The 15,003-nt window shown below is 42.8% G+C and carries 11 protein-coding genes and 2 tRNA genes; 4 read left to right on the top strand and 9 right to left on the bottom strand.

Annotated features, from left to right (window positions below; genetic code table 11):
• Positions 1 to 9: 9 nt before the first annotated feature.
• The gene (locus tag H5164_RS02630; protein WP_124016339.1) at positions 10 to 669 is read right to left on the bottom strand and encodes a DsbA family protein; all 660 of its coding nucleotides are present in this window, start codon (positions 667 to 669) and stop codon (positions 10 to 12) included.
• A 403-nt stretch (positions 670 to 1,072) separates the two neighbouring features.
• Between H5164_RS02630 and H5164_RS19985 the strand changes: the two genes are divergently transcribed.
• Complete coding sequence (locus H5164_RS19985; RefSeq protein ID WP_259396718.1) at positions 1,073 to 1,195, top strand: hypothetical protein; 123 nt, start codon at positions 1,073 to 1,075, stop codon at positions 1,193 to 1,195.
• A gap of 275 nt (positions 1,196 to 1,470) precedes the next feature.
• On the opposite strand, the gene H5164_RS02625 is transcribed toward H5164_RS19985, so the two are convergent.
• The 3 genes from H5164_RS02625 to H5164_RS02615 all read right to left on the bottom strand — a co-directional run bounded on the left by H5164_RS02625 (position 1,471) and on the right by H5164_RS02615 (position 5,291).
• Positions 1,471 to 3,177 (bottom strand): amidase, encoded by a 1,707-nt coding sequence (locus H5164_RS02625; RefSeq protein WP_182754790.1) that lies wholly within the window; start codon positions 3,175 to 3,177, stop codon positions 1,471 to 1,473.
• Positions 3,178 to 3,255: 78 nt separating this feature from the next.
• Complete coding sequence (aguA, locus tag H5164_RS02620; RefSeq protein ID WP_182723311.1) at positions 3,256 to 4,368, bottom strand: agmatine deiminase; 1,113 nt, start codon at positions 4,366 to 4,368, stop codon at positions 3,256 to 3,258.
• 833 nt (positions 4,369 to 5,201) lie between these two features.
• Positions 5,202 to 5,291 (bottom strand) — tRNA-Ser (locus H5164_RS02615).
• Between the two features lie 273 nt (positions 5,292 to 5,564).
• Between H5164_RS02615 and H5164_RS02610 the strand changes: the two genes are divergently transcribed.
• Positions 5,565 to 7,304 carry an AAA family ATPase gene (locus H5164_RS02610; protein ID WP_124016527.1) on the top strand — a complete coding sequence of 580 codons (1,740 nt, stop codon included), beginning with the start codon at positions 5,565 to 5,567 and terminating at the stop codon, positions 7,302 to 7,304.
• 75 nt (positions 7,305 to 7,379) lie between these two features.
• A complete protein-coding gene (fabA, locus tag H5164_RS02605; RefSeq protein ID WP_124016336.1) occupies positions 7,380 to 7,895 on the top strand; it encodes a bifunctional 3-hydroxydecanoyl-ACP dehydratase/trans-2-decenoyl-ACP isomerase in 516 nt (171 codons plus the stop codon).
• A gap of 91 nt (positions 7,896 to 7,986) precedes the next feature.
• Here fabA and rmf read toward each other — a convergent pair whose 3' ends face one another.
• The 5 genes from rmf to rlmKL all read right to left on the bottom strand — a co-directional run bounded on the left by rmf (position 7,987) and on the right by rlmKL (position 14,588).
• On the bottom strand, positions 7,987 to 8,163 hold the full coding sequence (rmf, locus tag H5164_RS02600; RefSeq protein WP_124016335.1) for a ribosome modulation factor: 177 nt from the start codon (positions 8,161 to 8,163) through the stop codon (positions 7,987 to 7,989).
• A 230-nt stretch (positions 8,164 to 8,393) separates the two neighbouring features.
• Complete coding sequence (locus H5164_RS02595) at positions 8,394 to 10,283, bottom strand: DUF3466 family protein (protein WP_182754623.1); 1,890 nt, start codon at positions 10,281 to 10,283, stop codon at positions 8,394 to 8,396.
• 25 nt (positions 10,284 to 10,308) lie between these two features.
• Positions 10,309 to 12,225 carry an ABC transporter ATP-binding protein gene (locus H5164_RS02590; protein ID WP_182697068.1) on the bottom strand — a complete coding sequence of 639 codons (1,917 nt, stop codon included), beginning with the start codon at positions 12,223 to 12,225 and terminating at the stop codon, positions 10,309 to 10,311.
• Between the two features lies 1 nt (position 12,226).
• A complete protein-coding gene (locus tag H5164_RS02585) occupies positions 12,227 to 12,463 on the bottom strand; it encodes a glutaredoxin family protein (protein WP_182697069.1) in 237 nt (78 codons plus the stop codon).
• Positions 12,450 to 14,588, bottom strand: coding sequence for a bifunctional 23S rRNA (guanine(2069)-N(7))-methyltransferase RlmK/23S rRNA (guanine(2445)-N(2))-methyltransferase RlmL (gene rlmKL, locus H5164_RS02580; RefSeq protein WP_124016331.1), 2,139 nt, complete (start codon positions 14,586 to 14,588; stop codon positions 12,450 to 12,452). Before rlmKL ends, H5164_RS02585 begins: the two co-directional genes overlap by 14 nt.
• 296 nt (positions 14,589 to 14,884) lie before the next feature.
• Here rlmKL and H5164_RS02575 point away from each other — a divergent pair.
• Positions 14,885 to 14,960: transfer RNA gene (locus H5164_RS02575), tRNA-Met, on the top strand.
• Positions 14,961 to 15,003: the final 43 nt, after the last annotated feature.

Raw genomic sequence — 15,003 nt, 5'->3', positions numbered from 1 at the left:
GCGCTCATTTCAGCACCAGCTTGCCTCATCTGTTGGATGCTTTAAAAGCTCTTCAACATTGGCAAGAATGACGCGAAAACCTACGTCGCCGTACAATATTTGTCGCCCACCATCAAGCACAAAAGACGGGCTACCGTTAATGTTTTGTTGCTTTGATTTTTGATAATCACCCATTAAAGACGCCATAGCAGAACCATCACGAATACTGGTATCGATGGCGTTTAGGTCAAGTCCATTGGCGTTAGCTAAATCATAGAGCACGTCAAGATTGCTAATATCCAAGCCATCGACAAAAAATGCACTTCGAAACGTTAGCGCCATATCGATACTTTTCTTTTTATCATAAGTAATCTCTATCGCTTTAAGCATCAAATGCGCATTGGCTGAAGTCGTGGGTCTAACTTGCGTCCATACTTTCGGGTTTACATGAGCGTATTCAAAGGCAGACACAGACTGTTGTATGTGCTCGGCAAAGCCAATAAAACCGCCTTTTGATTGCCACTGGGTGTTTATTTTTGTCGGGACATCACCAAAAACATCAACGTAGTAACATTGAAGTTCGATGCTGTTTGCCAATGTTTTATTAAGTTCATCGACACGTTTTTGAGCAATCCAAGCCCAAACACAAAGAATGTCAGTGTAATAATCTATGACTAAGGTTTTATTCATTTGGCATGTCACTCCTGCACCTGAGGCGGTTTAATGACACTATGGGATAAGGTCAGAACTTCAAATGATGCCATCAGTCGATCACACTGTCTGTGCGACTGCGTACATACACTTATCTACAGACATCTCAGCACCATTACCTGTCAACAAGCGTGCAAATGAATGGCACGATTTCGTAATCTCTTGAGCCTTAGTCAATAGCTGGCCTAGTGCAGAAAAAGAATTTCTGTTCTAGGTAAAGTGCTGACAATTAGGTTTGATTGTGATCAGTAACTTCAGGTGTGAGTTTGCCCTTAACACTGATCAACCATTTTATTGAAAGTGATTCGACTGAATCGGTTTAGATCACAACATTTTGGCAAATTGATAACCCAACGACACCCTTTCGCGCTGAGAAAAAGTGATGGGGCAAGCGCTTTTAGCTGAACGATCAGCGAAAGGCTTAGTTAAGATTGACCTTGGGCTTGGCGCACCGTTGAGCGTTGGCGGCCAATATATCGCCGTCGAGTCTCTGTGGAAACAATGACGATTAATGCGTAACAAATAGGTGACCATTTTACATGCCACTCATTTGCTCAAACCTAGATCACAGTATTGATTTCGCCATTAATAATCGACGCTATGATTGGCAGTAAAAGGCCGTCTTAAGTGGTGTTTTGAGGACGTTTGCTCTTTGACTATGCTCAACGACATCTTTGCATCATGTGTATGTTAACGATGTATTTACGTTGGCGTTAAAAAACGGGATTGACGTGTAGACGCCAATCCCGTTCTGTATTACTAAGTGCTTTGGCTTAGTGCTTATTGACTAAGCTCTGGCGTGCGCGCAGGTATGATGCGCTTGCTACCAGTTGCCTCAAATGCACCAGCAAACCTCAGCAGATTATTGTCGTCATAAGCACGGCCCGCGAACGTCAAACCGACTGGCATGCCAATATCGGCCATAACCCCCATAGGCACGGTCACCGTTGGTACACCTAAGTGACGAATCGCTAGGTTGCCGTTAGCGACCCAAATACCATTACTCCAGGCAATATCTGCGGAAGCTGGATTAACATGCGCATCCGCCGGCCCCACGTCTGCCATGGTTGGGAACAGCACGGCATCAAGTTTTAACTCGTCCATCCAATCTTCGAGATCCAGCTTGCGCGTCTTCTCTAAGCCACGCAAACCATCCGGTATGCTGTCGATTTGGTTATACGACTTGAGACCTCGTTTGGCCATGTTGACGTACTCATCCATACCAGCGGCAAGATCGCCCTCACGATTTGGCAAGGTGCCAAGGTCGTGCGGGAAAATCAAATGGCCGTTGACGTCAGCCAGTTTGTTGAGTTTAGGATCATTATTGGCACGCAAGAATTCATCAAATGCCCAGCCCGATAGTGCCCACAGCTCATCATCGAGAAATTCAGGCGTAACGATGCCGCGATTAAACACAGTCGGCGCGCCTGGGCGGTCACCTTCGCAATTTGACACCAGCGGGAAGTCAACTTCAATCACTTCGGCTCCGGCAGCTTCCAGCGCTGTGCGTGCAGCTTGCCAAAGGTCGATCACTGATGCACGCGTATTAATACGCTGACCGGTCGGGCCGCCAATACCAGGGGTTTCGCTGGTGCCAGCTAATTCATCCTTATTAATATACATGCGCGGCACCCCGAAACGCTTACCTTTGAGCGTATCGGCTTGAGCGGCAAGCGCCACATAAGATGCTGGACGGATTGTTGATGCTTTGGGAATTTCGACCCAAGGTTGCAGACGCCATAGATCGCCACGGGTGATAGGGTCGTCAGCAACGATAACATCCAGCACTTCGAGCATGTCTGCCATAGTGCGAGTGTAAGGCACCACTACATCCATGGTCGGTGTCAACGGCCAGTTGCCGCGCACAGAAATCACGCCCCGAGACGGGGTATAGGCACACAGACCGTTATTTGATGCCGGCCCACGCCCGCTCGACCATGTCTCTTCAGCTAGGCCAAAAGCAGAATAGCTTGCTGCCGTACCAGTACCCGCGCCGTTAGAAGACCCCGAGGCAAAAGGTGCGGTGAGGTAGTTAGCGTTGTATGGACTTTCGGCGCGACCGTAGTGACCGCGTTGCATACCACCATTGGCCATAGGTGGCATGTTGGTTTTACCTAAACAGATAGCACCCGCAGCGCGCAAGCGCTCAACGGCAAAGGCATCGTATTGGGCAACCAAGTCCTTGAACGCTGGGCTTCCAGAAGCTGCCGTCAGCCCCTTAACCAAGTAGCTGTCCTTGGCAGTATAGGGAATACCGTCAAGTGGGCTAAGTGTTTCACCATTAGCTCGGCGTGCATCTGAAGCCTCAGCTTCCTTGATCGCATCAGGATTGCGGACTACTAATGCATTCAGCTTAGTCTGTGTCGCTGGGCCGTCGTAAGCATCAATTCGTGCAAGATAAGACTGCACCAGTTCAACCGCAGTAGTTCGACCGGATTCGAGGGCGGCACGTAGCTCGGCAATAGAAACTTCAGTTACTTCAAACATGCGACACGCTCCTAATGAAAGCCAATTGTGTTGCAACAACAGTGACATACATGGTCATTGTGTTCTCCTTGGGTTCACTTATTTTCCAGAGGGGATCTGTTGGGTAATACAATGGATATTGCCACCACCTAATAAGATCTCGCGAGCAGGCACACCGACAATCTCATACTCAGGGAAAATCTCCTGCAATTTTTGGGCTGCGATATCGTCGGTTGCAGGATCGAGTAGCGGGAAAACGATACGCTGATTGGTGATTAAAAAGTTCGCATATGAACCCGCTAAACGCTCACCCGCAGTGCGAGGCACACCAGTTCCTTCTATTACGCCTTGAGATTCCTCTTCGGTACAATACAAAGGACCCGGTTGTGGCAATAGATGGATTTTTAACTTACGCCCCTTTGCATCCACAGTACTTTGCAAAATATCCAACGCGGCTTTTGAACGAGGATACTGGGGATCGGTTTGATCATCAGTCCAGTGTAAAACCACTTCGCCAGGGCGAACAAAACAGCACATATTGTCAATATGTCCGTCGGTCTCATCCATGTACACGCCTTCTGGCAACCAGATAAACTGCTGCACATTTAAATAATCGCCCAGTAATGCTTCTATCTGTTCACGACTCAGATCTGGGTTGCGGTTGCTGTTGAGCAAACATTCGGCTGTCGTTATGCAGGTGCCTTCACCATCGACATGAATTGAACCACCTTCGAGGATCAGCGGCGCGACATAACGTTCAAAATCATGCTGTGTTAGCATCTTTTGTGCGACTTGTTCGTCCTTATCCCATGGAGAGTACAAGCCACCATTGTGACCTCCCCAGGCATTAAAGCTCCAATCAACACCACGGCGTTCGCCCTTGGCATTCATTACTACAGTAGGCCCAGTATCGCGAGCCCAACAATCGTTGCTCTCTATTTCGACCAAAGTGACATGGGAAGGCATCACTGTCTTAGCTTGAACTAAAAATTCTTTAGGAACACCCATATAAACGGGTGTAACTGCACCAATGGCATCGGCCACTTTGGCAAACGTCGCCTGAGCATAAGCCCCAGCAGAGCGCCAGTTATCAGGACGATACGGCCAAATCATCCACACCGCTTGTTGCGCTGCCCATTCAGCGGGCATGTAAAAACCATCTTGTGATGGCTTAGTCGTTAACTGCGTGGCATCCACTGTCACGTTTGTCATGAGTTTTGTCTCCAGTAATGCTGAAAATCTATAAGGGTGTGCGTCCTAACATAGGACGACAGAATAAAAATACACCTAACGTTAATCAAATCAATAAATCGAATTACCGCATTCATCAGGCGATAGTTAGGCCAAAATTGCCACGTCTTCACTCGGTGAGTTTCAGCTTGGTTGAAATATTACTGTGTATCTTATCATTTAAGACTGCTTGCGTTGGATAGTTGTATGCAGGGCATAGATAATAATTTGTAAGGTAAGAAGGTTGCAAGCTTAATGCACTCTTGATGAGTGCAATCACGCAATGGGACACATAATTTACGCCTTAAGGCACATTTCTGGGCAATTTTTAGTGACATAGTTATTAAGGCTTTTTAGGTGTTGCTAATATCTAACGGACTACCTTTATGAAGTGTCTACTATTCTAGAAGCTTACTAGGTTCAAAGTCTTATCTTTCGCCAAACAAAAAGCCTTATCATTTCTGATGAGGCTCTCTCGTTGAATCTTGAGAACGGATAGCTTTCTTTTATAAAGAGGACCCGTGGGTTTAAAGTCCTATCTATCGCCTAAACGAAAAAAGGCTCATCATTTCGGATGAGGCTTTCTCGTTGAATGTGACTGAGGGATAGTGATCTTTTATAAATAGGAACCCTAGGTTCAATTTCCTATCTATCGCCTAAACGAAAAAAGGCTCATCATTTCTGATGAGCCTTTCGTCTTTAATATGGCGGAGGGATAGCGATCTTTTATAAATAGGAACCCTAGGTTCAATTTCCTATCTATCACCTAAACGAAAAAAGGCTCATCATTTCTGATGAGCCTTTCGTCTTTAATATGGCGGAGGGATAGGGATTTGAACCCTAGAACGGGATAAACCGTTGCCGGTTTTCAAGACCGGTGCATTCGACCACTCTGCCATCCCTCCGAACGGGCTGAATAATATAAGTAACGCGTTTGCTTGTAAACCATAATTGTAAAAAAAACATCTGAATGCATAGCAATTAATCAGCATGAACATATTTTTATCATTATTAAAGCATTTTTGAATCAGACTGGCCTTAGTAAAGTCGCTTTTGGCGGCTGACAGGCGTAATAACCATGAGATAAGCGCTAACAATTGAATCTGCTAAGGCTTTTACGACGCTTTATGCTAATATCATTTTATTATTTTTCGTTGCCGCAGCTAGATTACTACTATATGAATTCAACGCTATTGCCTAGTGCCAAACTCGCTCCTCAGTATCATTTACCTGACCCATCGACTTCAGCATTTTTTCCAAGTCATATCTTACTTGGTCAAGAACGAGTAGTTGATACCTTCAAACTAATGAGCAAAATTAATTCGCAACATCTATTTCTTGCTGATTTTTTGGGTGTGGATAGACCACTATTTATTAATGCGTTAGTAACCCAAGCTAATACACCGTCAAACCAATATCTTGTTGCTACAAAAAAAACGCACGAAGAAGATGAGATCCAGTTTAAGTGGCAGCAAACTCTGCCACCAGAGCATGTCGGTATTATTGCTAGGCAAGAATCCTTGTCTTGTTATTTACAGGGGACGATTCGCCGTGCAGACCTGCTCGGAAAAATGCTTAAAACCGATAAATCCAGTGTTTATAAACCTGGAGCATTAGCGAAAAATCATTTTGTGTTTATTTGCTTAGCATCATTGTGGCAACGTGAGAGTTTGTGGGATTTGTTGATGCAGATTCTCCACGACGGCTTTTATCGGATTAATAACGAACTCGCTCCTATTCCGCTTAATTGTAAGATCGTGCTTGTCGGAAGCGGTTTATCCTATAGCCAGCTTCGTGTTGAAGATAGGCACTTTAGTCGACATTTTCCGCTGCTGGCTGAAATGAGCAATGAAGTAGATTTAACCCAACATCCTGAGTCTTCATATGTGCAGTGGCTAAATGTACTTGCCCAGAGTGAATCAGTTGAGTTAGAAACGTCAAGTTTACTGCCGTTGTTTTGGTATAGCTCTCGTTTGGTCGAGCATCAGCAACGTTTAAGCTTAAGTATGTTGGAGTTTAGGCACCTGTTAGGTCAAGCAAAAGCCTATTGCGGTCAATCAGCGTTAAATGCTGCGGCGATAGCCAAAGCACTCGAAAAATTAACCTTCCGCCACAATAGTTCTGAAGTGTATTCAGCCCAAAGTTTTGATGACAACTTCATAAATCTGCCAACTAAAGGTGCTATGGTAGGTCAAATTAATGCGCTTACTGTTATTGATACTGGAGACTATACCTATGGTGAGCCTGCACGTATTACCTCATCAGTGCATTATGGTGATGGTGAAGTCGCGGATATTGAACGTAAATCAGAATTGGGTGGCAATATTCATGCAAAAGGCATGATGATCCTATCGTCTTGCTTGTATCGTATTTTCGGTCGAGATGCACCTCTTCACCTCAATGCTAATATCGTGTTCGAGCAGTCTTATCAAGAAATTGATGGTGATAGTGCTTCACTTGCTGAATATTGCTGCTTAATGTCTGCAATAGCAGAGCAACCGATTATCCAAAGTTTAGCGGTGACTGGTGCATTAGATCAGTTTGGTAATGTTCAAGCCATTGGTGGTGTGAATGAAAAAATTGAAGGCTTCTTTAATTTATGTCAACGCCGCGGGTTAACAGGCGATCAAGGTGTTATTATGCCTAAGGCCAATGTCTTGCAGTTGAATCTTGAACCGGATGTGATTGAAGCTATTGATAAAGGATTATTCCATATCCATGCAATTGAGCATATGGATCAAGCAGTTGAACTGCTAATGCAAATGCCCGCTGGCGTTGCTAATGAAGATAATGACTTTGCGCCAGAGACGCTTTACGGATTAGTACAACAGCGTTTAGATAAGTTAGCAGGGCAAGATGATGATGACGTTGAATTGAACTTTTTTGCTAAATTGTTAGCTAGATTACGAATTATTTAGTGATCGGAGTTGTTTAGCGTACACGTGTTCGCTATCTTGTTAAGATTATCAGTCAATTAAGTGGTATCGATTTCAATGGAAAAAGCTAATAGTTTCACTAAAGAGCAACTTGTCGCATGTGGTCATGGCAATCTTTTAGGCCCAAATAGACCCCGTTTACCTGTAGACAATATGTTGATGATTGATCGTATCATTACCATTAATGAAGATGGCGGTGAATATGGTAAAGGTGAAATTATTGCCGAACTTGATATCACTCCAGATCTTTGGTTCTTTGATTGTCACTTTAAAGGCGATCCGGTAATGCCTGGTTGTTTAGGTTTAGATGCTATGTGGCAACTGGTGGGGTTTTTCCTGGGTTGGGAAGGCGCTGAAGGCAAAGGTCGTGCATTAGGTGTAGGTGAAGTGAAGTTTACCGGCCAAGTATTGCCTGAAGCTAAAAAAGTCACTTATAAACTTAACATTAAACGTAAAATTCATCGCAAGTTAGTGATGGGTATTGCTGATGCAACTATGGAAGTTGATGGCCGTCAAATCTACTCAGCTACTGATCTAAAAGTGGGTATTTTTAGCGATACGTCGACGTTCTAATCGTACGGATTTAGTTTTACGTAACTGTTATATTTCACTAATGCCCTCCGATACTTATCGCGAGGGCATTTTGTTGCGTGTTACTTAAGTATTACTTGTTAAATAGTCCATTAAGCCGACCATCAATACCTTCGCGCCACCCGCCTAACCAATGAGACCGTGAATCCAGATTTGAATGGGGACAAATCTCCTTAGAGCGCCCTCCAACTCCGGCTTGAAATCCTTTTGAAAATGCTCTGTCTAAACGATCTCTTTTCTGTCTTTTCATACATGAGTCCTCTTCATTGACGGGCTTCTATTTGACGTGGTGAAGTTGAAGCCTTAGCTATAGGAATAGAACGTTTTTTAATCGAAATCAATTAAAAAAAACATCATTTGACTGATTTTTTATTAAGGTGTTGAGAATTAAGTTAAAAAAAATCGAGGAATTTATCCTCGATTTTTTGTGCTATTAAACTGCCTCTAATTTGAGAAGCTGTTTGCTAACTAACAGTAAAACTATTTTTTTACTCGGCGGCGGAACCATAATAATGGCAAAGCAAACAACCAAGCAAAACTGGCGGCGCCTTGACGCACATAAGGCTCTTCTTCAACACTATCAGAAGTAGTACATGCTTCACCTGAAGTTTGCTTCAAAATAACCATACGCGGTAAATAGGCTGTCACTGGAGCACCGTTACCATCTAATTTGAACAGAGGTAAACCATTGTCGCCAACAACCACGTTACCAGTGATGGGATCTGTTTGATATTGTGGTTTACGAATAAATGCTGTGCCGACAATCGTCCCGTCTTCACTAATACCGTTAGCCTCAACGATTTTAATATCTGAACTATAGGTTAACGTCTCACCTGTGCCGTCTTGAATACTCACCTGATGACGAACCCATTCCCCGTCAGTATTTTGCTCATAGCCTTTCGAGCCACATACAAGACGATCGTTTAAGTTAACAAATTCACTGGTGTTATTATCAAATAAGAAACCCACTTTTGGACGGGGCTTTTCTTTGTCGTAAGTTGATTCAACATAACCAACGACTTGGCCTTTATTATTGATATCTTTAGGTTTGCTACTTAAATCCGACAATGTAGTTTGGAAGTCATTAGGTGTAACAATGCCTTGTTCAGGATTATTGGTATCTAAGGTGAAGAATTTATTACGTAAATAACCGCCAATATACTTTTGATAACTACCGACTAAAATACCATCATCATTTATATCATAAGCAATTGAGTTAGTGACTTCATCGTCCATTTTAACCCAATTATATTGATACTCTCCATTAGCATCCTTTTTCCAATAAGCTGCATCAAAATATAGCTTATCAGTATCACCGCCGCGATAAACGTGTGAACGTCCAGCAACATCACCAATACTATTAATGCCTAATGCTTGCGAGGTATAAATGAGCGTTGAATCTGCTGATGGCGTTAAGCCTAACGGTAATTCAGTACGACCTGGCACACCACTATCGTCTAAATTGTTTAAATCCCACACTAATGCGCGTGTTTGATAAAGAATATAACGACGGTTATTAGTATCTGGGTACTGAGAATCCTGAACACAAATTTCCAAAGGCGTAGGATTATCAGTCTCGGTATCTTGCGCACTGGTAATACAAGTATCAATACGGTCTTTACTTGATGAAACTAATGCTGTGCTGCCATAACCAACAACGAGGTTATTATCATTTACACCAGCAGCAACAGATGAACCGCCTAGCTCTACGGTAGCGGCACTAATATCACCACTTTGAGCACGCTCATAAGTGGTATAAGGCGGCGATAATGAGAATTCAACATCGTCTTTTACAGCAACAGCGCGAAGCTCAAAGTCACGATAATACCAAAGTTTTTGGGTAGTACTCGTTCCAACATAAGGTAAGGTTTTTTCGACACCAGTATATGCGCCTACTTTGGTGCCATTACTGTTTAAACCATAAAAGAAAGTATCAATTGAATTAATAATTAACTCGCCATCACTGCCTACATCTGTAGGATTAGTGGTGCCAGCTAAGCTATAAAATGTCGGTGTCCAAGCGCCTTCAGCTGCGTTTGCACTGGTTGTTATGGTAAAGTTGTTTGCTTCAATAGGCTTTAGCACTGAATAGGTTATTTCTTCAGCACCAGATATACCATCTTCAACATCAATAATGCCGCCGGCAATGTCTTCAGTGCTAAGTTTCTTTTTACCTTTTGAAATGCCTACCACTTCATCTTGATTGTTCACGGCCATGGCATAGCCATTACGTGTACCGTCAATGGTGCCCTTCAAGTCGAAATTTTCGATATTAACAATTTCATATATGGGTGCAGCTTGTGCTGAACCAATCACACTTAATACACCTATCGCAACGAGGGACAAGGCTTTATCAAACTTTAACTTCATGTAACTATTCCTGTTTTATTATATTTTACTTCAGTGACTCAAGCTCTTCCCATCGCTCGAAGCAAACTTCTAAATTTTGTTCTTTTTCTGCTAACAACTGCAGTGCTTTATTAATCGAGTCTTGTGGTTGATTGTAAAAATCAGCACTACCGACAGTTTGCTGCAATTGGGCAATCTCTTGCTCGAGCTGTTCCATTTGGCTCGGAAGCGTATCTAATTCTTTTTGCAATTTATAAGACAGTTTTTTAGTGACTTTTTCAGGTGTGCTTACAGGCTTAGTTTCAACCACTGCGGAAGTTTGGACAACAGTATCTGCAACAGGTTCCTCAGAATAAAATTTTGCGCCTTGAGCAACGGCATCTTGGTAACCACCAACATACTCAGCCCATTGTCCATTACCGGCAAACCACCAACTGCTGGTAACCGTATTGTCGATAAATGCTCTATCGTGGCTCACAATAAGTAATGTTCCAGCAAAATCGGCAAGTAGTGACTCTAGCAACTCTAGTGTCTCAATATCAAGATCGTTTGTTGGTTCATCAAGAATAATAAGATTGGCTGGACGCAGTAACAATCTTGCTAATAGCAAACGGTTTTTCTCGCCACCAGAAAGGGCTTTTACTGGCGTACGTGCACGCATTGGCGAGAATAAGAAATCTTGCAGATAACTAAGAATATGGCGATCTTGGCCATTAATGGTAACGGTACTTTTACCCTCGCCCACGTTTTCTTCGACTGTTTTCTCAGGATCAAGCGCTTCGCGATACTGGTCAAAATAGGCGATATCTAGCTTGGTACCGACTTTAATTTCGCCAGATTGAGGTTGTAGCTTCTCGATCAACAACTTGATTAAGGTTGATTTACCACAGCCATTTGGACCAATTAATGCTATACGGTCACCACGTATGACAGTAGTACTGAAATCTTTAACTAAATTTTTATCCGGCAAATTATAGTTAACATCTTTAATATCAAAAACTAACTTACCAGAGCGTTCGGTATCCGATACCGACATTTTTGCATTACCTTGGCGATTTAAACGTTCGCTGCGTTCGGTACGTAACGCTTTTAGCGCTCGAACACGACCTTCATTTCGAGTACGACGTGCTTTAACACCTTGACGGATCCAGGTTTCTTCGTCGGCAAGTTTTTTATCAAAGTGAGCATTTTTTTCTGCTTCTACGCGTAACCATTCTTGCTTACCATCCAAATAGGCTTGGTAGTTACCTGGAAATGAGACCACCACACCACGATCTAAATCGACGATACGGGTTGCCATTCTTTGAATAAAACCACGGTCATGGCTTACAAATACGATGGCACCTTTAAAGCTTAATAAAAATTGCTCTAACCATTCAATGGTATCGATGTCTAAATGGTTGGTGGGTTCGTCAAGTAACAGTAAATCAGGGTTAACCACAAGTGCGCGAGCTAATGCCACTTTACGCTGCCAACCACCAGACAATTCGTTTAATGGCTTATCAGGGTCTAGACCTAATAACTGACAGTTTTGAATAATCCGCGAATCTAATTGCCAACCGTTATTATGATCTAATACTTCTTGCAGACGCTGCATTTGGTTTAGCATCCGTTCCATCTGCTCAGGATTAGCATCTGCAACATCGTGCGATAGTTGATGATACTTCTCTAACGCTTCGCCAATTTCTTTAAGACCTGCTGCAATATAAGCGTAAACGGTTCCAGTTTCAGCTTTAGGAGGATCTTGTTGTAAACGACTCACATTGACGTCATTGGCAATATTAAACTCGCCATCATCAAGCAGTACATCACCTGATAACACTTTCATTAAACTTGATTTGCCGGCACCGTTGCGACCAACGATACACACACGCTCACCTGGTTCAATGGTAAAGTCTGCATTAAGCAGCAAAGGAATGTAACCGTAGGCTAACGAGCCATTATTAATACGTACCAGACTCAATCTAAACTCCTAAAAAATCTTGTAATTGTGCGGCATCGAAAGGCCAGAATAACTCACGTTCACCCTGTACAAATACAGGGATGCTCATGCCATAACGCTCTGCAAGTATGGCGTTATCACATATATCGATGTGCTGATAATCTATTGCGGTTTGCTCAACCAATGCTTGGGCGATATCACACAGATGGCAACCCTCTGTGTGATATAACACATAAGCGACTGAACTATTTTTTTGCATGAGTCAGTAGCCACACATTATGGATATGCGGATTACGCTTATAATCCAGCGGTAAACATAAATGGTCAATATTCGTCACGTCGATACCTGCTTGGTTCAACGCTTCGATATCCATTTTAAATTTACGTTTGTTATTGGAGAAAATAAGCTCGCCATTTGGAGACAGTAGCTTAATCAACCCGCCTAACATCTCTGCATGGTCGCGTTGCACATCCCAACTGTCTTCCATGCGTTTTGAGTTAGAGAACGTAGGAGGATCAATAAAGATAAGATCAAACTTCTGGTGGCTGTTTTCTTTAATCCACTGTAAACAGTCTGCTTGAATAAAGTCATATTGTTTACCAGACAATCCGTTTAAGGCAAAGTTTTCTTTAGCCCAACTGATGTAGGTATTAGACATATCAATAGTAGTGACGGATTTTGCCCCGCCAATTGCAGCATGTACAGACGCAGAACCAGTATAAGCAAATAAATTAAGGACATTTTTACCCTTAGATTTATCACCCACTAATTTACGCGTAACACGGTGATCAAGGAACAAACCTGTATCTAAATAACCAGTTAAGTTAAGCTTGAATTTAGCACCGTATTCTTCAGTGATAACTTCTACTTTGCGCTCATCGATCTTCTGATACTGATTAGCGCCTTTCTGACGTTCACGAGTTTTTAACGTAATACGATCAGGATGGATCCCTAAAGCACTAGGCAATGCTAATAGCACATCACTAATACGGCGCTTGGTAACCGCTTCAGGAATGGTTGCTGGAGCAGAATACTCTTGGATAACCACATAATCGACATATCGATCAATCGCAACATTATATTCTGGTAAATCAGCATCATATAAACGGTAGCTATCAATACGTTCTTTTTTAGCCCATTTTTCAAACTGTTTAACATTCTTTTTAATACGATTCGCAAATGCTGGAGCTATGTCGATAATATCAACACCTTCAGGCAATTCAGGTACGTCGCGACGGGTACTGTTAGCGTGTAAAGTATAAATGTTAAAAGCACATTCTAATGCACCGTTAAACATTTTCATTTGCTTGTCGGCTTTAAGCTTAAGCGATGAAATGAGTTCAACATCACTGCACAGCATGGCAATTTTCCAGCCACCAAACTCTTTTTTAAACTTATCACCAAGTTGATAATAAAGTTGTAAAAGCTCAGTGACATTTCCTAAACGCTCACCGTAAGGAGGGTTAGAGATCAAAAAGCCTTCGCTTACCGGAGGTGTGACATCGAGTGCATCAGACACGCTAAATTCAATTAATTCAGCAACACCAGCATTTTCAGCATTGCGTTTAGCGATAGAGATCAGGTGTGGCTCAATGTCTGAACCGTAGAATTTGAGTTTGCAACGGGTTTTCCCCAAAGTTGCACGCGCTTGAGCTTCGTCAAAAATAACCTGCCACATCGCTTTATTGTGGCTCTGCCAATTTTCGAAACCAAATTTCTCGCGTTTGAGTCCTGGTGCAATATCAGCAGCCATTAATGCCGCTTCTATTAGTACCGTGCCGCTACCACAAAATGGGTCAAGCACTGTAATTGGATTCGCTTGCCAGCCACTGCGCACTAACATATTGGCCGCGAGGTTTTCCTTTAATGGTGCTTCACCTGTAGTAGAACGGTATCCACGTTGATGCAATGACGCGCCAGAGAAGTTCATTGAAATAGTCAACTGACCATTTCGATAATGGGCATCAATTTTAAAATCGGGATTAACACGTTCTACATCTGGACGAGGAGTACCATCGTCACGAAAACGGTCAACAACCGCATCTTTAATTTTCAACGCGCCAAATTGAGTGTTGTTAATGAAACCACCCGTGCCGTGAAAATCAATACTGAATGTTTTCTTATGGGAAAAATGCGATGGCCAATCAATACAGTATGCCGCGTTATAAAGTTGCTCGGCAGAATCACAGGCTCCTTTATATATCACTAATACGATACGGCTCGCTAAACGAGTCCATAGTGTGATTCGATAAGCCAGCTCTAATGGAGCAGTAAAATACACCCCAGCAACACTTTCTTTAACGTCGGTTGCGCCAAACTCTTTAAGTTCAGAAGCAAGGCTATATTCGAACCCCTTTGGGGCAGCAGCAAAAAAATTAAACATGTATTTAGTCAGTCATCGGTTACGCAAAATTCAGTGCAGCATTATACCTGTTCAAACACATAACCCCAACGACTTATCGAAATGGGCAGTTAAATTCCCTTATTTTAGGCTTAATAACCTTATATCGTTCGATAAAGCAGTAACTCGCTTATTTTACCAGCAAACAAATAGCTACAGCCTAGATTTTACTTGCAAATAGAAACGGGGATCGCTATAGTTCGCCCCGCTTTGAAGCAGACAGTTAAACACGCTAACCAGCGAGTTTGGTAAGCTAAATCAAAGTAGCGTCAATCGGACGCGGGATGGAGCAGTTGGTAGCTCGTCGGGCTCATAACCCGAAGGTCGTAGGTTCAAGTCCTACTCCCGCAACCATTTCTTTAATCAATAGAATAAAAACAATTGATAGCGTTTTATC

The sequence above is a fragment of the Shewanella sp. SG41-3 genome (assembly GCF_014164545.1).
In the GTDB taxonomy this organism is placed as follows: domain Bacteria; phylum Pseudomonadota; class Gammaproteobacteria; order Enterobacterales; family Shewanellaceae; genus Shewanella; species Shewanella vesiculosa.
Note: the sequence above shows the minus strand (reverse complement) of the source record. Positions and strands in the feature narration are given on the sequence as shown.

Bases quoted from the DNA above. Each gene is read 5' to 3' on its own strand.
- H5164_RS02630 (WP_124016339.1), bottom strand. From the start codon at position 669: ATGAATAAAACCTTAGTCATAGATTATTACACTGACATTCTTTGTGTT.
- fabA (WP_124016336.1), top strand. From the start codon at position 7,380: ATGGAAAAAGCTAATAGTTTCACTAAAGAGCAACTTGTCGCATGTGGT.
- H5164_RS19985 (WP_259396718.1), top strand. From the start codon at position 1,073: ATGGGGCAAGCGCTTTTAGCTGAACGATCAGCGAAAGGCTTAGTTAAG.
- aguA (WP_182723311.1), bottom strand. From the start codon at position 4,368: ATGACAAACGTGACAGTGGATGCCACGCAGTTAACGACTAAGCCATCA.
- rmf (WP_124016335.1), bottom strand. From the start codon at position 8,163: ATGAAAAGACAGAAAAGAGATCGTTTAGACAGAGCATTTTCAAAAGGA.
- rlmKL (WP_124016331.1), bottom strand. From the start codon at position 14,588: ATGTTTAATTTTTTTGCTGCTGCCCCAAAGGGGTTCGAATATAGCCTT.
- H5164_RS02610 (WP_124016527.1), top strand. From the start codon at position 5,565: ATGAATTCAACGCTATTGCCTAGTGCCAAACTCGCTCCTCAGTATCAT.
- H5164_RS02595 (WP_182754623.1), bottom strand. From the start codon at position 10,283: ATGAAGTTAAAGTTTGATAAAGCCTTGTCCCTCGTTGCGATAGGTGTA.
- H5164_RS02625 (WP_182754790.1), bottom strand. From the start codon at position 3,177: ATGTTTGAAGTAACTGAAGTTTCTATTGCCGAGCTACGTGCCGCCCTC.
- H5164_RS02585 (WP_182697069.1), bottom strand. From the start codon at position 12,463: ATGCAAAAAAATAGTTCAGTCGCTTATGTGTTATATCACACAGAGGGT.